This is a genomic window from Pasteurella bettyae CCUG 2042 (genome assembly GCF_000262245.1).
Classification (GTDB): Bacteria; Pseudomonadota; Gammaproteobacteria; order Enterobacterales; family Pasteurellaceae; genus Basfia; species Basfia bettyae.
In genome coordinates, this window is record NZ_AJSX01000038.1 from 11,841 (window position 1) to 37,266 (window position 25,426).

General features: G+C 35.5%; 21 protein-coding genes and 3 tRNA genes. 11 read left to right on the plus strand and 13 right to left on the minus strand.

Annotation, left to right across the window (positions count from 1 at the left end):
* Nucleotides 1-178: 178 nt before the first annotated feature.
* The 3 genes from HMPREF1052_RS08065 to mrcB all read left to right on the plus strand — a co-directional run bounded on the left by HMPREF1052_RS08065 (nt 179) and on the right by mrcB (nt 5,458).
* Nucleotides 179-1,429, plus strand: coding sequence for an HAAAP family serine/threonine permease (locus HMPREF1052_RS08065; protein WP_005761199.1), 1,251 nt, complete (start codon nt 179-181; stop codon nt 1,427-1,429).
* A 90-nt stretch (nt 1,430-1,519) separates the two neighbouring features.
* A complete protein-coding gene (locus HMPREF1052_RS08070) occupies nt 1,520-2,884 on the plus strand; it encodes an L-serine ammonia-lyase (RefSeq protein ID WP_005761241.1) in 1,365 nt (454 codons plus the stop codon).
* 162 nt (nt 2,885-3,046) lie between these two features.
* Nucleotides 3,047-5,458: a penicillin-binding protein 1B gene (gene mrcB / locus HMPREF1052_RS08075; protein WP_005761219.1), complete on the plus strand. Its 2,412-nt coding sequence runs from the start codon at nt 3,047-3,049 to the stop codon at nt 5,456-5,458.
* Between the two features lie 55 nt (nt 5,459-5,513).
* Here the strand turns inward: mrcB and HMPREF1052_RS08080 are convergent, their stop codons facing one another.
* A complete protein-coding gene (locus HMPREF1052_RS08080) occupies nt 5,514-6,125 on the minus strand; it encodes a riboflavin synthase (protein ID WP_005761227.1) in 612 nt (203 codons plus the stop codon).
* A 78-nt stretch (nt 6,126-6,203) separates the two neighbouring features.
* Between HMPREF1052_RS08080 and HMPREF1052_RS08085 the strand changes: the two genes are divergently transcribed.
* Nucleotides 6,204-7,601, plus strand: coding sequence for an MATE family efflux transporter (locus HMPREF1052_RS08085; RefSeq protein ID WP_005761213.1), 1,398 nt, complete (start codon nt 6,204-6,206; stop codon nt 7,599-7,601).
* Between the two features lie 144 nt (nt 7,602-7,745).
* Here the strand turns inward: HMPREF1052_RS08085 and pyk are convergent, their stop codons facing one another.
* Complete coding sequence (pyk, locus tag HMPREF1052_RS08090) at nt 7,746-9,185, minus strand: pyruvate kinase (protein WP_040596463.1); 1,440 nt, start codon at nt 9,183-9,185, stop codon at nt 7,746-7,748.
* A 206-nt stretch (nt 9,186-9,391) separates the two neighbouring features.
* Between pyk and sixA the strand changes: the two genes are divergently transcribed.
* Both sixA and HMPREF1052_RS08100 read left to right on the plus strand, forming a co-directional pair.
* Nucleotides 9,392-9,859, plus strand: a complete 468-nt coding sequence (sixA, locus tag HMPREF1052_RS08095; protein ID WP_005761208.1) for a phosphohistidine phosphatase SixA — start codon at nt 9,392-9,394, stop codon at nt 9,857-9,859.
* 86 nt (nt 9,860-9,945) lie between these two features.
* Nucleotides 9,946-10,022: transfer RNA gene (locus HMPREF1052_RS08100), tRNA-Val, on the plus strand.
* 140 nt (nt 10,023-10,162) lie between these two features.
* Here HMPREF1052_RS08100 and glmM read toward each other — a convergent pair.
* The 4 genes from glmM to rlmE all read right to left on the minus strand — a co-directional run bounded on the left by glmM (nt 10,163) and on the right by rlmE (nt 15,145).
* Nucleotides 10,163-11,497, minus strand: a complete 1,335-nt coding sequence (glmM, locus tag HMPREF1052_RS08105; protein ID WP_005761216.1) for a phosphoglucosamine mutase — start codon at nt 11,495-11,497, stop codon at nt 10,163-10,165.
* Nucleotides 11,498-11,517: 20 nt separating this feature from the next.
* Nucleotides 11,518-12,345: a dihydropteroate synthase gene (gene folP, locus HMPREF1052_RS08110; protein WP_005761217.1), complete on the minus strand. Its 828-nt coding sequence runs from the start codon at nt 12,343-12,345 to the stop codon at nt 11,518-11,520.
* 121 nt (nt 12,346-12,466) lie between these two features.
* A complete protein-coding gene (gene ftsH / locus HMPREF1052_RS08115) occupies nt 12,467-14,374 on the minus strand; it encodes an ATP-dependent zinc metalloprotease FtsH (protein ID WP_005761196.1) in 1,908 nt (635 codons plus the stop codon).
* Nucleotides 14,375-14,518: 144 nt separating this feature from the next.
* The gene (gene rlmE, locus HMPREF1052_RS08120) at nt 14,519-15,145 is read right to left on the minus strand and encodes a 23S rRNA (uridine(2552)-2'-O)-methyltransferase RlmE (protein ID WP_005761242.1); all 627 of its coding nucleotides are present in this window, start codon (nt 15,143-15,145) and stop codon (nt 14,519-14,521) included.
* A gap of 118 nt (nt 15,146-15,263) precedes the next feature.
* Here rlmE and yhbY point away from each other — a divergent pair, with 118 nt between their 5' ends.
* On the plus strand, nt 15,264-15,566 hold the full coding sequence (gene yhbY / locus HMPREF1052_RS08125; protein WP_005761230.1) for a ribosome assembly RNA-binding protein YhbY: 303 nt from the start codon (nt 15,264-15,266) through the stop codon (nt 15,564-15,566).
* Between the two features lie 68 nt (nt 15,567-15,634).
* Here the strand turns inward: yhbY and greA are convergent, their stop codons facing one another.
* On the minus strand, nt 15,635-16,111 hold the full coding sequence (gene greA / locus HMPREF1052_RS08130) for a transcription elongation factor GreA (RefSeq protein ID WP_005761214.1): 477 nt from the start codon (nt 16,109-16,111) through the stop codon (nt 15,635-15,637).
* Between the two features lie 169 nt (nt 16,112-16,280).
* On the opposite strand from greA, the gene dacB reads away from it, so the two are divergent.
* From dacB to HMPREF1052_RS08150, 4 genes are all read left to right on the plus strand, one after another.
* Nucleotides 16,281-17,708 (plus strand): serine-type D-Ala-D-Ala carboxypeptidase, encoded by a 1,428-nt coding sequence (dacB, locus tag HMPREF1052_RS08135; RefSeq protein ID WP_005761210.1) that lies wholly within the window; start codon nt 16,281-16,283, stop codon nt 17,706-17,708.
* Between the two features lie 159 nt (nt 17,709-17,867).
* Nucleotides 17,868-18,425, plus strand: coding sequence for a CDP-diacylglycerol--glycerol-3-phosphate 3-phosphatidyltransferase (gene pgsA / locus HMPREF1052_RS08140; protein ID WP_005761200.1), 558 nt, complete (start codon nt 17,868-17,870; stop codon nt 18,423-18,425).
* A 180-nt stretch (nt 18,426-18,605) separates the two neighbouring features.
* Nucleotides 18,606-18,681: transfer RNA gene (locus tag HMPREF1052_RS08145), tRNA-Gly, on the plus strand.
* 11 nt (nt 18,682-18,692) lie between these two features.
* Nucleotides 18,693-18,779, plus strand: a tRNA-Leu gene (locus tag HMPREF1052_RS08150).
* A 178-nt stretch (nt 18,780-18,957) separates the two neighbouring features.
* Here HMPREF1052_RS08150 and uvrC read toward each other — a convergent pair.
* The 6 genes from uvrC to msbA form a co-directional block, all read right to left on the minus strand.
* On the minus strand, nt 18,958-20,784 hold the full coding sequence (gene uvrC / locus HMPREF1052_RS08155; protein ID WP_005761203.1) for an excinuclease ABC subunit UvrC: 1,827 nt from the start codon (nt 20,782-20,784) through the stop codon (nt 18,958-18,960).
* Between the two features lie 100 nt (nt 20,785-20,884).
* Nucleotides 20,885-21,514, minus strand: coding sequence for a YidB family protein (locus tag HMPREF1052_RS10965; RefSeq protein ID WP_081484409.1), 630 nt, complete (start codon nt 21,512-21,514; stop codon nt 20,885-20,887).
* An 83-nt stretch (nt 21,515-21,597) separates the two neighbouring features.
* Nucleotides 21,598-22,371, minus strand: coding sequence for a 3-deoxy-manno-octulosonate cytidylyltransferase (gene kdsB / locus HMPREF1052_RS08165; protein WP_005761202.1), 774 nt, complete (start codon nt 22,369-22,371; stop codon nt 21,598-21,600).
* Nucleotides 22,368-22,562 carry a Trm112 family protein gene (locus tag HMPREF1052_RS08170; protein WP_005761243.1) on the minus strand — a complete coding sequence of 65 codons (195 nt, stop codon included), beginning with the start codon at nt 22,560-22,562 and terminating at the stop codon, nt 22,368-22,370. Before HMPREF1052_RS08170 ends, kdsB begins: the two co-directional genes overlap by 4 nt.
* Nucleotides 22,552-23,529 (minus strand): tetraacyldisaccharide 4'-kinase, encoded by a 978-nt coding sequence (gene lpxK / locus HMPREF1052_RS08175; protein ID WP_005761209.1) that lies wholly within the window; start codon nt 23,527-23,529, stop codon nt 22,552-22,554. Before lpxK ends, HMPREF1052_RS08170 begins: the two co-directional genes overlap by 11 nt.
* Before the next feature lie 81 nt (nt 23,530-23,610).
* The gene (gene msbA, locus HMPREF1052_RS08180) at nt 23,611-25,359 is read right to left on the minus strand and encodes a lipid A ABC transporter ATP-binding protein/permease MsbA (RefSeq protein ID WP_370446576.1); all 1,749 of its coding nucleotides are present in this window, start codon (nt 25,357-25,359) and stop codon (nt 23,611-23,613) included.
* Nucleotides 25,360-25,426 lie beyond the last annotated feature (67 nt).

Consider the following 25,426-nt stretch of genomic DNA (forward strand, 5'->3'; position numbering starts at 1 on the left):
TATTAATCAACTATTTTCCTTTTCGCACATTTACCGATTAAAAAGCATCCATTTTAAAAAAATTTTTATATGTAGATCACATTTTTACATTTCCCTTTTTGAAATTTTTATTTCATTCTCCTAGTATAGCTGCCACGATTTCACATTAAATTTCAAAATAAAATACTAAGGGGATATTATGTCATTAGACAATAATTCTAAAAAATGGAGCAAGTTCGATATTACTTGGATGTTAAACTTATTCGGTACAGCCGTTGGTGCGGGTGTATTGTTTCTGCCAATTAATGCAGGGATGGGAGGATTCTGGCCGCTTGTATTAATGGCAATATTTGTTGGTCCTATGACCTATTTAGCTCACCAAGGGCTTTCACGCTTTGTACTTTCATCATCAAAACCAGGAAGTGATATTACAGAAGTAGTAGAAGAACACTTTGGTAAAACAGCAGGAAAACTTATTACTTTATTATACTTCTTTGCTATTTTCCCAATCCTATTAATTTATGGTAATGGTATCACGAATACTATTGATTCATTTATTGTGAATCAACTTGGTCTACCTTCACCAAATCGTGTTATTCTTTCTTTTGTTTTAATTGCATCATTAATTTCTGTTATGTTAATGAATGAGAAAGTGATGTTGAAATTAACTGAGCTTTTGGTTTACCCATTAGTATTCATTCTTTTTGCTTTATCAATTTATTTGATTCCTGAATGGAATACCTCAATGCTTAGCCAACTTCCAACCACAGGAGATTTTATCAAGACATTGTGGATCACTATTCCAGTATTAGTCTTTTCCTTCAATCACTCTCCTGCTATTTCTGCATTCTCTCAATCACAACAACGAGAATATCAAGATCCTGAATTAGCCGAAAAACATGCAAGTAAAACCTTAAAAGGTGCTGCAACTATATTATTAGTATTTGTGATGTTCTTTGTTTTCAGTTGTGTACTTACCTTAACACCAGAAGAACTTGTAGCCGCTAAAGCACAAAATATTAGTATTTTATCCTTTTTAGCAAATAAATTTGATAATCCTTATATTTCTTATCTTGGTCCATTGGTTGCATTCTTAGCAATTACCAGTTCATTTTTTGGTCATTACTTAGGTGCACGTGAAGGCTTAGAAGGTTTATACATTAAATTACAAGGTGAAAATGCGAAATCTATTAATCGTAAAAAACTTAATTATGGTGCAGCAATTTTCTTCTTATTCACATTATGGGGAGTGGCTATTATTAACCCAAGTATTTTAGGTTTAATCGAATCACTTGGTGGTCCAATTATTGCGATGATCCTATTTATTATGCCAATGTATGCTATCCGTAATGTTCCAGCAATGAAACGTTATCAAGGTAAATTCAGCAACGTTTTCGTAACTATTATGGGATTAATTGCAATTTCTGCAGTTGTCTATGGACTCTTTTAAAAATTAGTCTAAAATCTCTCAACTTATAAAAATAAAAAATCCCCTTTAATGAACATAGTTAAAGGGGATTATACATATGAGAATAATAATATGATTAGTGTATTTGACATGTTTAAAGTGGGCATTGGTCCATCAAGCTCGCATACTGTTGGGCCAATGAAAGCAGGTAAACAATTTATCGACGATTTAATTGCACAGGGAAATCTAGAAAAAACAACCCATATTCGTGCAGATGTGTATGGTTCACTTTCTATGACGGGACGAGGTCATAGTACTGATATTGCGATTATTATGGGGTTAGCTGGTTATCTTCCTCATAATGTGGATATTGATAATATTCCAGATTTTATCTCTCAAGTAAAACAAACAGCACATTTACCTATTGCAGAGGGAAAAGCTTTAGTTGAATTTGATTTTGATAAAGATATGGTTTTCCATAATACTTTTCTTTCTTTACATGAGAATGGTATGACATTAACTGCGTTTAATGGAGATACCTCCATTTATAACCAAACCTATTATTCAATTGGTGGTGGTTTTATTGTTGATGAAGCACATTTTGGTGAAGTTCAAGAAGAAAGTATAAGCATTCCTTATCCTTATAAAAATGCAGCTGATATTCTTCAACATTGTAATGATTCAGGCTTACCAATTTCTACGGTTATCTACAAAAATGAAATCGCATTACATAGTCAAGAAGATCTTGAACATCATTTAGCCTGGGTATGGCAAACCATGCAAGATTGTATTGCTCATGGCTTAAAAACAGAAGGTTTATTACCAGGGCCTTTAAAAGTCTCTCGTAGAGCACCAGCTTTACATCGTTTATTACAAGCGAATAGCAATTTAAATAATGATCCAATGCAAGTAATAGATTGGATTAATATGTATGCACTGGCTGTGAATGAAGAAAATGCTGCGGGAGGACGAGTTGTTACAGCACCAACCAATGGCGCCTGTGGCATTGTTCCTGCGGTGTTGTCTTATTATGAAAAATTTATTTCACCTTTAACTGCCGAAACTGTACAACGTTATTTATTAACTTGTAGTTTTATTGGTTCACTTTATAAAATGAATGCATCAATCTCTGGAGCGGAAGTCGGTTGTCAAGGCGAAGTTGGTGTTGCTTGTTCCATGGCAGCGGCTGGATTAACTGAAATTCTTGGCGGCACTCCAGAACAGGTCTGTATCGCAGCTGAAATTGCAATGGAACATAATTTAGGATTAACTTGCGATCCTGTCGGAGGTCAAGTACAAGTGCCTTGCATTGAGCGTAATGCAATTGCCTCAGTAAAAGCAATTAATGCGGCTCGCATGGCTGTGCGTCGTAGTACAAACCCTCGTGTAAGCCTAGATAAAGTCATCGAAACAATGTATGAAACGGGTAAGGATATGAATGCAAAATATCGTGAAACCTCACAAGGTGGCTTAGCAATTAAAATAGTATGTAGCTAATTTCCTAGCATATAAAATTTTTCCAGAATGAACCGCACTTTGAGCGATATTCTACTCAAAGTGCGGTTACTTTTTCGTTAATTTACATATATTTTTAAGGTTCTTTACAAATTCTATGATAGAATTTCTCCTGTGATTTTATGAGAATTAGGTCAATAAATAATGTCAAAAGAACAAGATCAAGATGATTTAGCACAGCAAAATGATATTGAGCAAGAAGACGTAAAAAAAAGTAGAAAAAAACGTTTTACACTTTTTATCGCAAAAGTTGGATTTACTGCTGCGTGTCTAATTACCGCTTATGGCATTTATTTAGATGGACAAATTCGTTCTAAAATGGATGGACAAATTTGGCGTTTGCCCGCTGAAGTCTATAGCCGTATCGAAAAAATACGCTTAGAAGATCATTTCTCTTTAGAAAAAATTAAACAAACCTTATTAGAAAATGATTACCGCCAAACCACGATGGTTGCTGCACCTGGTGATTTCAAAATTGAAGACAATACCATGGTACTTATTCGTCGTGCCTTTCCTTTTCCTGAACAACCTGAAGCTCAACGAGTCTTCCGTTTACGTTTTGTGGACAATAAGCTTGATGTCATTGAGGATCTCATTAATTTAAAAGCGATTGATGAATTCAAGCTTGCTCCAAGATTAATTGGGATGCTTCAGTCTGAAAATGAAGAACGTCTTGCTATCCCATTACAAAACTACCCTCGTTTACTTATTGATGCATTACTCTTGACAGAAGATAGAAATTTTTATGAACACGAAGGAATTAGCCCACTTGGAATAGCTCGTGCCATGATCACCAATATTCGTGCAGGTCATACTGTACAAGGCGGAAGTACATTAACTCAGCAACTAGTGAAAAATTTATTTCTTAGTAACAAACGTTCTATTTCTCGTAAAATCAATGAAGCACTAATGGCTGTGCTATTGGATCTTCGCTATGATAAAAATACCATTTTAGAAACCTATTTAAATGAAATCTATTTGGGTCAAAATGGTGATACACAAATTCATGGTTTTGAATTAGCCAGTCATTTCTATTTCGGGCTACCAATACGGGAAGCAAGCCTTGATCAAATTGCACTATTAGTAGGCATGGTAAAAGGACCTTCTCTTTATAATCCATGGCGTAATCCCACTTATGCGTTAGAACGTCGCAATGTAGTATTAAAATTATTATTAGATCATAAAGTTATTGGTAATGAACTTTATGAAATGTTAATTAAACGTCCTCTAAATGTTCAAGAAAAAGGTAAAATTGCTCGTAATTACCCGGCTTTTATTCAAACTTTACAAACAGAACTACGGGATACCTTTGGTGAAGATCGTGAATCAAAACTAATGGGAGCACGTATTTTTACCACACTTGATCCGAAACAACAAAACTATGCGGAACAAGCAGTCGTTAATGCGACCTCTGAGTTACAGCTTAAAACCAAAAATCCTGCATTAGAATCCGCGATGATCGTAGCTGATTACAAGCATGGTGAAATTCGAGCGCTCGTAGGAGGAACACAAATTCAATATGCAGGGTTTAACCGTGCCTCTATGGCAAAACGTCAAATTGGTTCATTAGTAAAACCTTCTGTTTATTTGGCGGCTTTATCCGGTCCTGAAAAATTCCGTCTTAATACACCATTAAATAACCATCCTATTACTATCACAATCAAAGGAAGCCAACCTTGGTCACCTCGTAACTATGATAAAAAGTTTAGTGGTTCTGTGATGGTAATTGATGCATTGTCTCGTTCTTTAAATATACCTACTGTAAATCTAGGAATGAAAACGGGATTAAGCAAAGTTATAGAAACTCAAAAAGCCATGGGATGGGATAAGGTAAACATTCCTAAAGTTCCTTCAATGTTATTAGGTTCTTTACAAGTATCACCTTATGATGTTACGAGATTATTTCAAACTATTGCGAATAATGGCGGAAAAATTCAATTAACAACTATAGATAGCATTACTGATCGTCAAGGAGAAGTTTTATATCAGCATTCAACGCAACCAGAACAAGTTGTTCCTGCCGAAGCCGCTTATCAAACTCTCTATGCTATGCAAGAAGTTGTAGACAGAGGGACTGCTCGTAGCTTAATGAATGATTTCCCTCAATATCATCTTGCAGGTAAAACAGGAACAACTAATGATGCAAGAGATACATGGTATGTTGGAATTGATGGCAAACATTTAGTGACTGTGTGGGTTGGACGTGATGATAATGGTGAAACAGATTTAACGGGTTCAAGTGGTGCATTATATGTTTATAAAGATTATTTGAAACGTACTCCAATTACTAGTTTAAGACTGGATAAACCTAAATCTATCAAATTTGTTGGTATCAATAGCTATGGAAGTTGGGATTGCTATACTCCAACAAAAACCATTCCAGTTTGGATAAATAAAGATCAAAACTTCTGTAATTATTCACCTAAACCTGCGCCAATCATAGATGCTCAACCGTCGGGTTTACCTTTGGTACCTTCTATACCACAACAAGAAAATCCATCTATTAGGCACACTGATCAAGGTGCCACAGTTGAAGAAGCAAAACCTGCGGAGTAGATGAAAAGTGCGGTATATTTTTAAAAAATAGACCGCACTTTTATTATTTTAATAATTAAATTCTGACTGCTAAATATCTTTCAACCGTGTCTACAATAGCTTGTGTTTGAGAATTAACTTCAATATTTACTTTTGAACCCACTATTCGTTCACCGATCAAAGTACGTTGGATGGTTTCTGGAATTAAATTCACACAAAAAGTATTCTGCTCTACTTCGACAACCGTTAAACTAATACCATCGATAGCAATAAAACCTTTAGTTAAAATATATTTCATCGCTTCGGTATTTAATAATTTAAACCACAATCTTAAATTATTCTCAGAAGAAACCTTTTCTACCACCTCAGCCATACAATACACATGACCTGAAAGAATATGTCCTCCAATTTCAGTGCCCATTTTCATAGCTCGTTCAATATTAACAAAGTCTCCTGCTTTTAATTGCCCAAGATTAGTGATATTTAATGTTTCCATCATTAAATCAAAGCTGACTAAATCATCTTCAATAGAAGTAACCGTTAAACAAACCCCATTATTTGCTACAGATGCACCAATTTCTAATCCATCTAATAATTCCTGTGGCATTTTAATTGTCTGTGTTCTAAAATCTTTTTTTGATACAATAGATTGGATTTGAGCAGTACCCTGTACAATTCCTGTAAACATATTTCTCTCCGATAAATGTGTAAATTTCAATATCTATAAAATCATTTTTACTATTATAAATTATAATTACTCATTTTTATGCAAAAAATTACCCACTGGCAAGAATATAAGCAAGAAACAAACACATTAATTAAACTATCTCTTCCAATTTTGTTCGCACAAATTGCACAAAACTCTATGGGGCTAGTGGATACTATTATGTCAGGCCGTGTGAGCGCTGCCGATATGGCTGCCATTTCAATCGGCGCTTCTATTTGGATGCCATTAGTGTTATTTGGACAAGGCTTATTATTAGCATTACCGCCAACAATTTCTTATTTAAATGGCTCAAATCAACGCCATCGTATCGCTCACCAAGTCCGCCAAGGGATTTGGATTATTGCATTATCTATTATTCCTCTCGCATTATTAATTTATCATAGTGATATTATTATTAATCGCATGGGTATGGAAAAGCACTTAGCAAAAATTACTATCGAATATTTACATGCAATGTTATTTGGCCTACCTGCTTATTTATTACTCGTAAACTTTCGTTGTTTGAATGATGGTCTAGCCAAAACCAAACCCGCAATGATCATTACCTTCTTTGGCTTATTATTAAATATTCCTCTTAACTATATTTTTATCTATGGAAAATTAGGATTACCACCTTTTGGAGCCGTTGGTTGTGGAATTGCTACAGCCATTGTTAATTGGGTAATGTGTATAATGATGATCGGTTATAGCAAATCTGCACAAAATCAACTAGATCTTAAAATATTTGAGAAAATTATTGAAAAACCTAATGTAATAACTTTAAAAAAACTGCTCAAACTTGGCTTACCCATTGCTATAGCCTTATGCAGTGAAGTGGCGCTTTTTGCTTTAACGTCATTACTTCTATCACCTTTAGGTACAAATGCAGTTGCAAGCCATCAAATTGCACTCAATACGAGTTCTTTTATTTTTATGTTACCCATGTCTCTTGGTATAGCGACAACCATTCTTGTTGGACAAAGTCTCGGTGAAAAATCCCCATTAAAAGCTAAACATATTAGTTATGTTGCTCTTTTTGTAGGATTAGCAACTGCAACTATTACCGCTTTTATTACTGTTGTTCTGCGTTATGAAATTGCTGGTATTTTCGTTAAAGATCATGAAGTCATTGCCTTAGCCGCATCTTTATTATTACTCAATGCCTTATATCAATTTTCAGATGCGATACAAGCCGTTATAGGTGGAGCGCTAAGAGGCTATAAAGATACCAAAGCAATTTTATATATTACATTATTCTGCTATTGGGGAGTTGGAATGCCTATTGGCTATGCATTAGCTCGCACAGATTTAATAATAACCCATATCGGCCCAACAGGATTTTGGATAGCCTTTGTTGTAAGTCTCACTATAGCCGCCATTCTGTTATATTATCGAATGCACAAAATTCAATCTCAATCAGATGAAGATTTGCTAACTCATCTAGAAAAACTGAAATAATTCAATGAAAGTAAATGTATCTTTGATAATGATTTAATTTTTTTATTTTATACCGCACTTTATTGTGCAAGATATTCTATGGTTTACACAAAAAAAGCGATGCATTAAATAATGCATCGCTTTCTATTTAAATAATATTAATGATTACTCAACAACTAATGTACGGCAGGTATTAGTTGCACCACCATTTAATGGATCGCCTTGAGTAAGAAGCACTAAATCGCCAGCAATTAAATAACCTTTTTCTTTTAAAAGATTAATTGCATCTTTAGCACCTTGTGAATTACGTGTCTGACCATCAAAACGTACTGGTGTTACACCGCGATATAAAGCACATGCATTTAATGTTGATTCATTACGTGATAAAGCAAAAATTGGTAATCCAGAACTGATACGAGACATTAAACGAGCTGTACTACCAGTACTAGTTAACGCAATAATAGCGGCAACCCCTTCCATATGGTTAGCTGAATACATTGCAGATAAAGCAACTGATTCTTCAATCGTTTGGAATTTAACATCCATACGGTGACGAGAAACATTAATACTTGGCATTCTTTCAGCGCCTAATGCCACTTTTGCCATTGCAGCAACTGTTTCAGAAGGATATTGTCCAGCAGCGGTTTCAGCAGAAAGCATTACTGCATCAGTACCATCTAAAACGGCGTTAGCAACGTCCATAACTTCTGCACGAGTTGGCATTGGATTGCTAATCATAGATTCCATCATTTGTGTAGCTGTAATCACAACACGATTTAATTGACGTGAACGACGGATCAATTTTTTCTGAACACCAACCAATTCTGCATCACCGATTTCAACACCTAAGTCACCACGAGCAACCATAATAACATCAGAGGCTAAAATAATATCATCCATCGCTTCTGGTGTTTGAACAGTTTCTGCACGTTCTACTTTAGCAACGATTTGTGCTTTTAAGCCGGCATCACGAGCTAATTGTCGAGCATAGTTTAAATCTGCACTTGAACGTGGGAATGAGACAGCTAAATAGTCAACACCAATACGTGCAGCAGTGATAATATCTGCTTTATCTTTTTCAGTTAATGCATCAGCTGATAAACCACCGCCTAACTTATTGATCCCTTTATTATTAGATAAAGGTCCACCTACTGTTACTTCAGTGAAAACTTTAGCGCCTTCAGCTGATAATACTTTTAATTGCACACGTCCATCATCTAATAATAGGATATCGCCAGGAACAACATCTTGTGGTAATTTTTTATAATCTAAACCCACTGCATCTTGATTACCTTCGCCTTTAGGTAGATCTGCATCTAAAATAAATTTATCGCCGATACTTAAGAAAATTTTGCCTTCTTTAAAAGTAGAAACACGGATTTTTGGACCTTGTAAATCACCTAAAATTGCTACATGCTTGCCTAATTTTTTAGCAATTTCACGCACTTTTTCAGCACGTTGAATATGATCTTCTGGAGAACCATGAGAAAAGTTCATACGCACAACATTAGCGCCTGCTGCAATAATTTTTTCTAGGTTATTGCCTTTATCTGTTGCAGGTCCCATTGTACATACGATTTTGGTTCTTCTTAATTTTCTGGACATTAATTACTCCGTAAATATTTATACCGTTTGATTTTAAAATAATCTTTTTACTCCGATTTAGCTATAAAAATTAGCCACAGAGAAAAAACTGGCGGATATTATACGCTGAATTTCAATTTAAAGCGAGCTTACAAAGTAATAAATTTTTCTTTGACTTTTTTTACGAAATCTTATTAGATAAGATCCTATTTCTTTAAGGAGCAAACATGAAAATTTTTGTAATGCGTCATGGCGAAGCTGAAATGCTAGCCAAATCAGATAAAGCACGAGAATTAACAGAGAAAGGCCGCCAACAATCCTTACAACAAGGTCAATGGTTAAAAGATAATTTCCCAACGCTTGATTACGTGATTGTTAGCCCATATAGTCGAGCACTACAAACCTTAGAGCAAATTGATAAAATTTATGAAGGGCAACTGGCAAATAAAACTGAAATTTGGGATGGTATTACACCTTATGGTGATGCAGAAATTATTTCTGATTATTTACTCGCTTTATATGAACAACACTCAATTGAATCTTTACTCATTATTTCTCACTTACCATTAGTGGGTGAAATTGTGACTGAGCTTTGCCAAAAAAATCCCATTAACTACCAAACATCGACTATTGCTCAAATTGAATGGGACACAGAAATAGGCATCATTGAACAAATTAAATATGCGGACAAATAATTCGTTTAAAAAACAGGCAACCTCATATAAAAGATAAAAAATACCTTGTCGTCACTTCTAAAAATCTATATTATTACAACCAATTTGCGACTATAGCTCAGTTGGTTAGAGCACCACCTTGACATGGTGGGGGTCACTGGTTCGAGTCCAGCTAGTCGCACCATTTCATCCCAAGTTATATAACTTGGGATTTTTTATGAAAAATAACTATTCTCACTAGAAAATTTTTTTAAAATTAACCGCACTTTTCTATAAAACTAAAGCCGAAATAAATTTTCGGCTTCAGATAATCAGTGGAAAGAATTAATTATTCTTTACTACTTCTGCAATTTCCTCTGCATACTGCTGAGCCAAATTACCGTCAGAACATTCTACCATAACACGAATTAAAGGCTCCGTTCCTGATTTACGTAATAAAATGCGACCTATTCTAGCTAAACGCTTTTCAACACTGGCTGAAACGGTTTTTACAGCTTCACTTTCCAATGGGTTTTTACCACCACTAAAACGAACATTTATTAAAACTTGTGGGAATAATTTTACTGCACTGGCTAATTCATTCAATGATAACTTATGGGTTGCCATCGCTGTTAATACAGCTAAAGAAGCAATGATACCATCCCCTGTAGTATTTTTTTCAGCAATGATAATATGACCAGAATTTTCGCCGCCTAATGACCAATTATTTTCTTGCATTTTTTCTAGTACATATCGATCTCCCACATTGGCACGAATGAATGGGATACCTAAGGTCTTAAGTGATAATTCTAAACTCATATTACTCATCAATGTACCAACAACACCGCCTTTTAATTTTCCAGCACGTAAAGCTTCACGAGCAATAATAAATAAAATTTGATCGCCATCAACAGTATGACCTAAATGATCAATCATCATAATACGGTCACCATCACCATCATATGCAAGTCCTAAATCTGCTTTAGTTTCTAGTACTTTAGCTCTTAATGCACTTACATCTGTTGCACCACATTTATCGTTAATATTCATTCCATTTGGAGAAGTTCCAATCTCAATGACTTCTGCACCTAATTCACGCATGACATTAGGTGCAATTTGGTAAGTTGCACCATTTGCACAATCTACGACAATCTTATATCCAGATAGACCGAGATGTGTTGGGAATGTCCCTTTGCAGAATTCAATATAACGCCCTGCTGCGTCATTAATACGACTTGCCCGACCTAACTCAGCAGACTCAACACAATCAATAGGCTGCTCTAACATCGCCTCTATAGCTTCTTCTACTTCATCTGGTAATTTTGTGCCCTGAGCAGAAAAAAACTTAATACCATTATCATAATAAGGATTGTGTGAAGCAGAAATAACGATGCCTGCTTCTGCACGGAAAGTTCGAGTTAAATAGGCGACTGCTGGGGTTGGCATTGGACCAATAAAGGCTGCCGATAATCCAGCTGCAGCAAGTCCCGCTTCAAGTGCTGATTCCAACATATAACCCGAAATACGAGTGTCTTTACCAATTAATACTTGTCGAGAACCTTGTGAAGCAAGCACTTTACCTGCTGCCCAACCAAGTTTTAATGCAAAATCTGGTGTAATAGGAAAGGTACCTACTTTTCCTCGAACACCATCAGTACCAAAATATTTACGTTCTGCCATTTATCATTCCTTATTTAATTCTAGGCTTGTAAGGTTGCTTGCCAAATTTTCAATGCATCAGCAGTTTCATCTACATCGTGAACACGCAAAATTGTTGCACCATTCATTGCAGAAATTAATGCTGCTGTTGCACTACCTACTGTACGTTCTGTAACTGTTTTATTTAATACTGCACCAAGCATAGACTTCCGAGAAAGTCCTGCCAGCACGGGATATCCATGAACAGCAAAACGAGCAAGTTGTTGTAGTAGTTTATAATTGTGTTGGACTGATTTCCCAAATCCAAATCCCATATCCCAAATGATATTTTCTGATTTCATGCCTGCCTGTAGACAAACTGCGGTACGATTTTGTAAAAAATTTAATACATCAGTGACCACATCATCATATTGAGGATTTTGTTGCATGGTTCTTGGCTGCCCTTGCATGTGCATAATACAGGTAGGCAATCCTAATTCGACTGCCACTTCAAGTGCATGAGGTTCTTGTAACGCACGAATATCATTAATCATATCCATTCCTACTTTTGCACTTTCTTTCATAACCGGTGGTTTAGAGGTATCCACAGATATCCAGCAATCAAATCGCTGAGAAATAGCTTCAACTACAGGAACAACACGATCTAACTCTTGTTCTAAGCTAACTTCCTCGGCATTCGGTCTGGTTGATTCCCCCCCCACATCAATAATAGATGCTCCCGCTTTTAGCATTTTTTCTGTCTGTTCTATAGCCTTATCTAATTGATAAAACTTTCCGCTATCAGAAAATGAATCTGGGGTAAAATTCAATATACCCATAATTTGGGGAGTGGACAAATCTAATACTTTATTATTTGCATAAAGTTTCATGAATAAATGATCTCAATAAGTAAGAAGCCATAATAAAAAGTCTGTTTATTATAATCAAAATATAAATAAAAATAAAAAAGCCTTTTTAGTTATTCACTAAAAAGGCTTCGTTGACACATACTTATTGTACAGAAGAATTATCTGAAGTTTGCGTTTCTTCAAATTTATTTTCTTCAGAAGAATTTTCACTCTTCGTTGATGAATTAGTACCTGAATGATCTTCCCAACCTGAAGGAGGTGTAACAGGTTCACGATTCATTAATTGTTTAATCTGCGTTTCTTCAATGGTTTCATATTTTACTAATGCATCTTTCATTGCATGTAAAATATCCATATTATCTATTAATATCTGTCTTGCACGACCATAGTTACGAGATACAATTTCACGAACTTCTTCATCAATAATATGAGCAGTTTCATCAGACATATGTTGTGCTTTAGCCATTGAACGTCCTAAGAAAACTTCGCCATCATCTTCAGTGTATAAAATCGGACCTAATTTATCTGAAAATCCCCATTGGGTCACCATATTACGTGCAATATTAGTTGCTACTTTAATATCATTTGATGCCCCTGTAGATATATTTTCTTCACCATAAATTAAATCTTCAGCTAAACGTCCAGCATAGAGAGTAGATAATTTGCTTTCTAACTGTTTCTGACTAACGCTAATTTGATCGCCTTCTGGTAAGAAGAAAGTAACACCGAGTGCTCGACCACGAGGGATAATAGTCACTTTATGTACAGGATCATGTTCTGGCACTAAATAACCGACAATCGCATGCCCTGCCTCATGATAAGCTGTGGACTCTTTTTGTTTATCCGTCATAATCATTGTACGACGTTCAGGCCCCATATTAATCTTATCTTTTGCCTTTTCAAATTCAAGCATTGTAACAACTCGTTTATTGGTACGAGCGGCAAATAATGCAGCTTCATTGACTAAATTGGCTAAATCAGCACCAGAATAACCAGGTGTTCCACGAGCTAATGTCATAGCATCAACATCAGAAGCAATAGGCACCTTACGCATATGCACTTTTAGAATTTGTTCTCGACCTCGTACATCTGGTAGCCCCACAACAACTTGGCGGTCAAAACGTCCAGGTCGGGTTAGTGCTGGATCTAATACATCAGGACGGTTAGTTGCGGCAATCACAATCACACCTTCATTACCTTCGAAACCATCCATTTCAACAAGCATTTGGTTCAAAGTTTGTTCACGTTCATCATGACCACCGCCAAGGCCAGCACCACGCTGACGACCTACTGCATCAATTTCATCAATAAAAATTAAGCATGGGGCATTTTTCTTAGCCTGTTCAAACATATCACGCACACGAGATGCACCAACCCCAACAAACATTTCAACAAAGTCAGAACCTGAGATACTAAAAAATGGTACTTTTGCTTCGCCAGCAATAGCTTTAGCAATTAAAGTTTTCCCTGTTCCTGGAGGTCCCACCATTAAAATACCTTTAGGAATTTTACCGCCTAATTTTTGAAACTTGCTAGGATCACGTAAGAAATCAACAATTTCGCCCACTTCTTCCTTCGCTTCATCACAGCCTGCGACATCTGCAAATGTGGTTTTAATTTGTTCTTTTGTCAGCATTTTAGCTCGACTTTTACCAAAGCTCATTGCCTTACCGCCACCGCCTTGCATTTGACGCATAAAAAATATCCATACACCAATTAAAAAGAGCATTGGAAACCAAGAAATTAAGATCTGTGATAATAAACCTCTTTTTTCTGGCATAGTGCCTTCTACTTTGACTTTCTTATTTAAAAGATCATTTAAAATTTTATCATCGTAAAGAGGCATTACGGTTGAGTATTTCGTACCATCTGTCTTAGTGACAATAATTTCAGAATCTTCAAAACGTGCTTGTGCCACTTGATTGTTACCTACATCCGTTACGAAAGTAGTATAATCTGTAGCATTGCCATTTGCACTAGAACTAAAACCTTGGTATGCCGTCATCATGACAACTGCAATAACAACCCAAAGTATTATGTTTTTAACCATATCGTTCAAGGTTCGACCTCGTTTTCTCGTTAATAAATTAGTATTAGTATGTAGCTTACTATAATTTTATAATTACATAAAACTATTAGTAAAATAGTCAGACTTAAAAAAATCTAAAATAGTTTAAATTAATGGCTATCATAGTTAACCGCGATAACCAGTTGCCACAATATAGACTTCACGAGAACGATCTCGAGAAGCTTCTGGCTTACGTACTTTTACCGTAGTAAATAAAGAACGAATCTCTTTTAAATATTCATCAAAGCCTTCTCCTTGGAAAACTTTTACTACAAAACTTCCCTTTTGTGCTAAAACTTGCTTACACATATCTAAGGCTAATTCCACAAGATACATTGCTCTTGGAATATCCACAGAAGGTGTACCACTGAAATTAGGTGCCATATCTGACATCACGACATCCACTTGTTCATCACCAACACGCTCTAACAATGCGGCAAGTACATTTTCATCACGGAAATCACCTTGTAAAAAATCTACACCAACAATTGGATCCATATCTAAAATATCACAGGCAATTACCCTTCCTTTATCTCCAATTTGGGTGACCACATATTGCGACCATCCTCCTGGTGCAGCACCAAGATCCACCACTGTCATGCCAGGTTTAAATAGACGATCAGTTTGCTGAATTTCGTCTAATTTAAAATAGGCACGAGAGCGTAATTTCTGCTTATGTGCTTTTTGTACGAAAGGATCTTTAAAATGTTCATTTAACCAACGGCTTGAACTTGCCGAACGTTTTTTTCCCATAATTTTTATAAATCTTTTGGTGTTTCTTGAATATAAGGTTAAAATTCATAAGTTCAAGTGCTTAAATTAGAAATTTTTCATTTTTCTACCGCACTTTTTTATTATTTTAGGATTAAATATGTCAATTACATTATCAACTAAACAAAAACAATTTCTTAAGAGCCTTGCTCATCATTTAAATCCAGTTGTTATGCTCGGTGGCAATGGTTTAACCGAAGGTGTATTGGCTGAAATTGACAATGCATTAGCTCATCATGAATTAATTAAAGTAAAAATTTCAGGCTCTGATCGTGACACAAAACAATTGATCGTTGATGCCATTGTACGAGAAACCCAATCTACCGCTGTGCAACTTATCGGCCATGTACTGATACTTTATCGTCAAAGTGAGAATAATAAAATTATTCTTCCTAAAAAATAATTTATACTATACATGTTACTGGCACCTCAATTGGTGCCAGTTTTTATTGATTAAATTTAATTCAAAAATTAAAGATAATTCACTTCGACAATATCAAATTCCACGGTACCACTTGGTACGGCTATATTCACCGTATCATCCACTTCCTTGCCAATAAGCCCTCGAGCAATAGGTGAATTCACTGAAATTAGCCCTGACTTAATATCCGCTTCATCATCTCCGACAATTTGGTAAGTAACTTCTTCATCAGTCTCCGTATTCACTAATACTACTGTTGCACCGAAAATCACTTTGCCATTATTGGGAATTTTAGTGATGTCAATAATTTGGCAATTTGATAATTTACTTTCAATTTCTTGAATACGTCCCTCACAAAAACCTTGCTGCTCACGAGCAGCATGATATTCTGCATTTTCTTTTAAATCGCCATGCTCACGAGCCTCGGCAATAGCTTTAATAATCTCAGGACGACGCGTATTTTTTAAAAAATCTAACTCTTGCTTTAATAAATCTGCACCACGCACAGTCATTGGGATTTGATTCATAGTTATCCTTTTTTAGTAAAACAAAACCACAATATTGCTAAGCAATATTGTAGTTAAATTAAAAATTTGCTATTTATGAGAAAAAATCATTTACTCAATGTTATTCGAGTTCTATTATTGTTCGTCTAAAAAAAAATAGCAACAATAACGCAATTTTATCTGTATTAATATGCCAAAATTCACTCGAAAATTTCTTATAACTAGCCTCTTTTTTGCTAGTTCTGCTTTTGCTCAAGTTGATATTCAATCAATCAGTCAAGAACTTCCACCAGGTGCCAGCCTCGGATTTATGGCTGAAAATATCAACCAAAATAAAATTATCGCCAATTATAATGGCTCAACTTTTATGTTACCCGCTAGTACACAAAAGGTTTTTACCGCATTAGCGGCAAAATTAGCACTTGGTGACCAATTTCAATTTGAAACTAGCTTGCAAACTACGGGTAAAATTCAAAATAATAAATTAGAAGGCGATCTAATCGCAAAATTTACAGGGGATCCTGATCTCACAACAGGTCAGCTTTATCAACTGTTTGCTCAGCTAAAAAAACAAGGCATAAATAAAATTACTGGGAATTTAATTTTAGATACCTCTGTATTTGCTAGTCATGACCGTGGTTCTGGTTGGATTTGGAATGATTTAACCATGTGTTTTAATTCGCCTCCAGCCGCAGTTAATTTGGACAGTAATTGTTTTTCAGTAAATATTGATGCTAATAAAGCTATTGGTGAACTCGCACAATTTAATGTTCCAACTCAATATCCAATTCAAGTTTTTGGGCAAGTAAGGATTGTTGGCTTAGATGAAGCACCTTACTGCCAATTAGATGCTGTGGTTCATGATAATAATCGCTATCAAATTAAAGGCTGTATTACTCGCCAAACTCAGCCCTTTGGATTAAGCTTTGCCGTACAAGACACAGATGCCTATGCAGCTGCAATTATTCAACGTCAATTAAAACAAGTTGGAATTGAATTTAATGGTAAAATTCAACAACCTCACCATCCGCAAACGGGAACAATGTTAGCACAACACTTATCGAATCCCTTACCTGATTTACTAAAAAAAATGATGAAAAAATCAGATAATCAAATTGCAGATGCTCTATTTCGGACAATTGCCTATAAAACTTTTAATCGTCCAGCTTCTTTTCAACTAGGCACATTGGCAATAAAACGGATTTTAAGTTCACAAGCTAAAATTAAGTTTGGTCATACGATCATAGCCGATGGCTCTGGTCTTTCTAGACATAATTTGATTGATCCGAACACAATGCTTCAAGCATTACATTATATTGCTGAAAATGAAAATACCTTACATCTAATGGAAACGTTCCCTATTGCTGGAGTCGATGGCACGATTAGCGGTCGTGGATCACTTATTAATCCTCCATTAGTAAAAAATATTTTAGCCAAAACGGGTTCTCTTAAAGGCGTTTATAATCTAGCGGGCTTTATGACAAATGCAAGAGGTGAAAAAATAGCATTTGTACAGTTTATTAATGGCTATTCTACAGGTGAATTAGAAAACAAAACTAAGCGTGCTCCATTAGTACAATTTGAAAGTAAACTCTATAATGCTATTTATGTAGAATAATTTATTATAATTAAACTCTTAAGCCCTTAATCAAAAAGAAATAAATAGATTAAGGGCTTTCTTTTGTAAATCTATCTAAATATTCAAAATTCCATTTTTCAAACTCCAAAATATGTTTTAGAATGATGTCATCGCTTACTCTATCATGCTTATAAAACTATGAAATTAAATTTTCCAACATTTCTAACATTATTCAGAGTTGCATTGATCCCCTTTCTGATTATTGCTTTCTATCTGCCATTTACATGGGCACCATTCTTAGCAACAATCATCTTTTTTATTGCTTCAGTAACCGATTGGTTAGATGGATATTTAGCTCGAAAATGGAAACAAACTACTCGTTTTGGTGCTTTTCTTGATCCTGTAGCCGATAAAGTTATCGTGGCAACCGCTTTAGTTTTAATTGTAGAATATTATCATGCCTTTTGGATTACAATCCCAGCTATTGTCATGATTGCACGAGAAATTATTATTTCTGCCTTACGGGAATGGATGGCTGAAATTGGTAGCCGTACTACTGTTGCTGTATCTCATTTAGGTAAAATTAAAACAACCTCTCAAATGCTTGCTTTAGGCGGATTATTGTGGCGAGCTCAACCTTGGATGGAAATATTAGGTATTATTTTACTTTATATTGCAATGATTTTAACTGCATGGTCAATGATGCAATATTTAAAAGCAGCGAAAGGTCATTTACTTGATGATGTCAATTTCTAAATTAATTTAATTTATCAAAACAAATTAATTGTTTTAAATAAATAACTTAATTCAAGTTGCTTCATTTTTACTCAAACAATATTAAATTTAGTAAAAACTGATAAATACCGTTTGACATCCCCTCAGAAATCCGTAAAATTCACTCTCGTTGATTAACGATACGTTGTTATGTAAATCAATGCGGGAATAGCTCAGTTGGTAGAGCACAACCTTGCCAAGGTTGGGGTCGCGAGTTCGAGCCTCGTTTCCCGCTCCAAATTAAAATCTGCCCGGGTGGTGGAATCGGTAGACACAAGGGATTTAAAATCCCTCGCTTTCCGAAGCGTGACGGTTCAAGTCCGTCCCTGGGCACCATTTTAAAAAACCAATAAATTCAAAAATATAGTCGCTTAATGCGGCTTTTTTTTATATCTAAATTTTTCCTCTTTCAACGCTAAACCGCAATAAGCAATTAACATTTATATTTTAAATAAAATAGACTGAATTTGAGTATACTTTTACCGTGAAAATTTTTTCTAATCAGACCGCACTTTTAATGGCGTAATGCCTCATAAATTTTCTCAGCTAGAGATTCTGAGATGCCTGGCACAGAAGCAATTTCATCTAGCGTGGCATTTTTAACACCTTGCATCCCCCCTAGATATTTTAATAATGCTTGGCGACGTTTCGCACCAATTCCCTCAATAGTTTCCAAACCACTTTGAGTGAAGGCTTTTTGACGTTTTTTACGATGACCTGTAATAGCATGATTATGACTTTCATCACGAATATGCTGAATCAAGTGCAAAGCTAGACTATCAGCAGGCAAGTTAATTTCACGCTCTTGTTTACTGATAATTAAGGTTTCTAAACCAGCTTTTCGATCTACACCTTTAGCAACTCCAATTAAGTGCGGTCGATTTTTATCCCATTTCACGTTCAGTTCACTAAAGACTTTTAAAGCACGATTTAGCTGACCTTTTCCCCCATCAATAAATATAATATCAGGAATTTTTTCAGACTCTAAATCACGGTCATAGCGTTTTTTGAGTGCTTGTTCCATCGCTGCATAATCATCTCCTCCCGTAATACCTTCAATATTAAAACGACGATAATCAGATTTTAGAGGTCCCTCTTCATTGAAAACGACACAAGAAGCTATCGTTTGTTCACCCATTGTATGGCTAATATCAAAACATTCCATACGGTGAATTTTGCCAATATTGAGTAGCTGTTGTAGTTCTTCATAACGTTCATGAATAAGAGAAGATTGCTTTAACTGCAATGCTAAAGCGGCTTGTGCATTCATTTGTGCTAAATACAAATATTTACTCTTGCTACCTTTCGTCCTATCTTGAATAGAGACTTTTCGACCTGCTTGATCAGACAATAACTCTTCTAATTCTATTTTCTCTGCAAGTTTATGATCCACAATAATACTATTAGGAATAGTTCTACCTTGATGTCCTTGTAAATAAAATTGCCCTACGAAAGTTTCCGTTAATTCATTTAATGTTGTATTAGCTGGTACTTTCGGAAAGTAACTGCGATTACCCAAAATTTTACCTTGGCGAATAAACAACACATGCACACATGCAATGCCTAATTTATAGGCAATAGAAATAATATCCATGTCATCTAAGCGTTCATTAGAAACAAATTGTTTTTCAATCACAGAGCGTACCGCTTGAATTTGATCACGATATTGAGCGGCCTCTTCAAAATTTAACTCTTGACTCGCAGTTTCCATTTTAGTGATAAGATGATCCAATACTTGTTGATCCTTACCTTGTAAAAATAAACGTGCATAATTCACTTGTTGATTATATTCTTGATCAGTCGTGTAGCCTTCTACACAAGGTGCAAGACAGCGTCCAATCTGATATTGCAAGCAGGGGCGTGAACGATTTCGATAAACAGAATTTTCACATTGACGAATAGGAAATAGTTTTTGCAATAAGGATAAAGTTTCTCGCACCGCACCTGCATGAGGATAAGGTCCAAAATACTCTCCTTGCACTTTTTTACTACCACGATGAGAAGTAATACGAGGGTGTTGTTCTTTGGTTAATAAAATATAAGGATAGGACTTATCATCTCGCAATAGTACGTTATAACGAGGTTGAAAAGTTTTAATATAATTATGTTCAAGCAATAGCGCTTCTGTTTCAGAAGTCGTTATGGTGGTTTCTATATGATGAATAGAGTCCACCAATGCTTCTGTTTTTTTACTACTTAGATTGGCTCTAAAATAGCTAGATAAACGTTTTTTAAGATCCTTCGCTTTTCCCACATAAATGACCGTATCTTTGTCATCAAACATACGGTAAACACCAGGATCATGAGTTACATTTGCTAAAAATGTTTTGAAATCAAACATTACTTTATATTCTAAAAATTTTTACTTCCTAAGATACTATCATAGAAATAAATAAGGCACGAACAGAAATGCACGTGCCTTACTAAAATCAAGTTATTAATTAGGAACGATTACCAAAGAAACCATTTAAGATTGAACCTATATCTTGTGCTAATTCACTATTTGAACTTGGTGCACGAGTTTGGCTTGTGCGAGTTTGTTGGTTTAATACTTGATTTAATAAATCACCTAAACCGCCTTCTGTACCTTGTTGCATTGGTTGTTGAGGCTGTTGAGGTTGTTGGCTCACGCCACCCCCTAATACACTACCTAATACCCCGCCAAGTAAATCATCTAAACCAAAACCCTCTTCTTGTTGTGCTCGTTGAGTTGCTTGAGCAAGGCTATCAGTTTGGACACCACCTTCACGTCCATTAGGTGTTAACATATCAATAATTTGTGGTAATACTTGAGATAAAATATCTTGTGCTTGTGATTTATCTACACCCGCTTGTTTAGCCACATTTGAAATAGTATCCTCACCAAATACTTCTGACACCTGATTTGAATGCATTGGCTGATTGCGTTCTGTACCAATCCAAGATTCTAATACATCACCTAATCCACTTTTTTGTAATTGATTAAAAATACCTTCCATACCACCTTGTAATTGTAGTAATGAACCTAATACATTGGTTATTAATGATGAATTTTGACCATTATTTGAATTACCGCCTAATGCATTACTAATTACCGCCTAATGCATTACTAATTACCGCACCAATAATTTTTTCTAACATGATAGATGTTCCTTAATAGAGATAAACTTTAGGATTAAGCTAAAATAGCTCTGACTTTCTCAAGATCTTCTGGTGTATCAACACCTACTGCGGGAACTTCTTTAGCTAGTTCTACATGAATCTTTTCACCATACCAAAGTACACGCAATTGTTCTAGGCTTTCTATTTGCTCTAATGCGCTAGGTTGCCATTGCACATATTGTTTAATGAAACCCGCACGATAAGCATAAATACCTATATGACGTAAATAATGATCTGATAATTTTAATTGTGCCAGTCCAATTTGTCCTGATTGTAACTTCGCAAATTGATCTCGATCCCAAGGAATCACTGCACGAGAAAAATATAAAACATACCCATCTTTATCGGTCAACACTTTGACGGCATTGGGGTTGAAAAGTTCTTCAGACTCATGAATTTTCACTCCCAAAGTTGCCATATTTACATTAAATTTACATAAGTTCTCTGCTACCTGAGAAACAATTACTGGTGGAATCAAAGGTTCATCCCCTTGAATATTCACGATAATCTCATTATCTGAAATATTTAATTTATCCACTACTTCAGCTAAACGCTCAGTTCCAGAATTATGCTTTTCGGAAGTCATACAAACTTCACCACCAAATTGTTCTACTACTTTTTTCACATCTTCATTATCTGTAGCGACAATAACTCTGCTAGCACCTGATAATTTAGCCTTCTCAAGCACATGAATAATCATTGGTCTGCCTGCAATATCTGCAAGTGGTTTACCAGGTAAACGACTCGATGCAAAACGGGCAGGAATAATTACAGTAAATTTTGTCATTTTATATCCTTAGAGATATGATTATCTTCATTAAGCATAACCGCTGTTTCAGGCAGTAAAACAGGGATACCCTCTTTAATTGAATAGGCGACATGATCAAAACGGCAAATTAAACGCTCATACTGTTTATCATATTGCAATCGACCTTGGCAAATTGGGCAAGCAATAATTTCCAGTAATCTACCGTCCATCATTCACCTTCTGCGTAATTTTTTTTATAAATTCTACCGCACTTTTTCCCTTAATTTCAGCCTCAACAGGCACATACCACCAGTTTTCTTGAGCAAAAGGAAGACATTTAACAGCATCTTTTTCAGTCATAAAGTGCGGTTCGTTTTTAACAAATTTTTCGAATAATTCAGCACTAAATTTCTGGTGATCTTGAAACTCATAGGTGTTATTCAATTGAATACCTAAATTTTGTAACATTAAAAAGAAACGTTGTGGATTACCAATTCCAGCAAAGGCAGAACCTGATTTAAATTCAGTTAAAGAACGTTTTTCATTTGTTAGTAAATTAATCGCATATTGAGGCACTAAATTCATTATTACTTGGCTATATTGATTTGCTTGACCATTAGCAATAATTAAATCTACTGAATCCAAACGACTTGATAATTCTCGTAGCGGGCCCGCTGGCAATAGAAAACCATTACCTAAACCTCGCACAGCATCCATTACTACAATTTCAAAATCACGTTGAAGTTTATAGTGTTGTAAACCATCATCACTCACAATGACATCACAAGGAAATTTTGATAATAATAATTCTATCGCTTGTTGACGATTTGGAGAAATACAAACGGGTACTTCTGTACGTTTGGCAATAAGAACTGGTTCATCGCCTCCTTTTACAGGATCTGTTTCACTGGTGACAAGTAACGGATAAACCTCAGTCTGACTACCATACCCTCGAGAAATCACACCTACCTTTAATCCTTCAGCTTGTAACGCTTTAACTAGCCAAATCACCACGGGGGTTTTACCATTGCCTCCCACAGATAAATTACCAACGATTACAACAGGAACAGGGGCTTTATAGGATTTGGAAATACCAGATTGAAAAAGCCAGCGGCGACAACTGCTCACTAGCCAAAATAGACAAGAGAATGGTAATAATAAATAGGCGATCCAGGATTTTGAATACCAAAAATTCATTGTAAATTCTCTTCAATAGATGATTTAATTTAAAAGGCACAAGCCAAAATATCTAACGGCTTGTACCATTATATATAATAATTAACCGTTAAACTGCATGCTATGCAACTGTTTATAGGCACCATTTAAAGCGAGCAATTCAGTATGATTACCACGTTCACAAATTTCACCATGGTCAATCACTAAAATTTCATCGGCTTTTTCAATAGTTGATAAACGGTGTGCAATGACCAATACAGTTCGATCTTTTTGTAACACTTCAAGTGCGGCTTGAATTGCACGTTCTGATTCTGTATCTAAAGCTGAAGTTGCTTCATCTAAAATCAATACTGGTGAATTACGTAATAACGCACGTGCAATAGCTAATCGTTGACGTTGACCACCAGATAAACTTGCCCCATTCTCGCCAATGACAGTATCAAAACCTTGTGGTAGCTGTTCGATAAATTCATAAGCATAAGCGGCTTTTGCTGCCTTAATAATTTCTTCACGGCTATATTTATCTTTTGCCGCATAAGCAATATTGTTAGCAATAGTATCATTAAATAAATGCACTTGTTGTGATACTACAGCACAGTTTTCACGTAAATTAGCTAACTGATAATCTTTAATATTAACGCCATCTAACAAAATTTCACCCTGTGAAACATCATAAAAACGTGTCATTAAGTTCGCAATAGTGGATTTACCTGAACCTGAACGTCCAACTAATGCAAAAGTTTTGCCTACAGGCAAGATAAAAGAGATATTTTTCAATGCTAATTCATCTTTATCTGCATAAGCAAAACTGACATTTTTAAATTCGACTTCACCTTTAGCAGGCTCTGCTTTATAAGTTCCTGTATCCTTTTCAATTTCTAAATCAAGTAACCCAAATAAGGTTTGGCAAGCAGCCATACCACGTTGAAACTGAGCATTTACATTGGTTAGAGATTTAATTGGACGTAACATCGCAAGCATTGATGAGAATACAACCGTAAAGGATCCCGCAGTCAAATTATCATCCATAATGGTTGGTAAAGTTGCAAGATATAACACAGCCGCTAACGCTAATGAAGCAATAACTTGTACAACACCATCAGAAATTGCATCTGCTGTGACCATTTTCATACCTTTACGACGCATATCATTACTTACATGATTAAAACGTTCTTCTTCGATAGCTTGGCCACCAAAAGATAAAACTTCTTTATGGCCTCTTAGCATTTGTTCGGTGGCAGAAGTTAACTCCCCCATAGAGTCTTGCATGTTTTTACTTAACTTACGGAATATCTTAGAAACCATGCGCACTAAAACCGCAATAATTGGACCGATAACAAAAAGAACGAGGGTTAATTTGACACTGGTATAAAACATAACCACTAGCAATGAAAGTACATAAGCGCCTTCACGAACGATAGTAATTAATGAGCTAGAAGAGGAATTCGCAACCATTTCAGAATCATAGGTAATTCGAGAAAGTAATTTACCCGCAGAATTTTGATCAAAGAATGCAACGGGCATAAACATTAAATGTTTAAACATTCGACGACGAATTGTCATCACTACTTTGCCTGATACCCAGCTAATGCAATAAGATGCCACAAAGTTTGTCAATCCTCGAGCAAAGATAATAGCAACTACAGCAAATGCCATAATTCTCAGAAATGTATGATCTGCTTGACCAAAGCCATCATCTAGTAAAGGTTTAAGCAAATAAATGAGACCTGAATCTGCCAAGGCATTAAATATTAATGCTATACCTGCAACAATTAAGCCTAATTTGAAAGGTGCAATGGTTGGCCATAAACGTTTAAATGTCTGACTCGTTGACAGATCTTTTTTTTCCATTTCTTGCATAAATTCTCAATGTCCGAATGATATAATTTGGCGCATTGTACCCTATATTAGACAATGA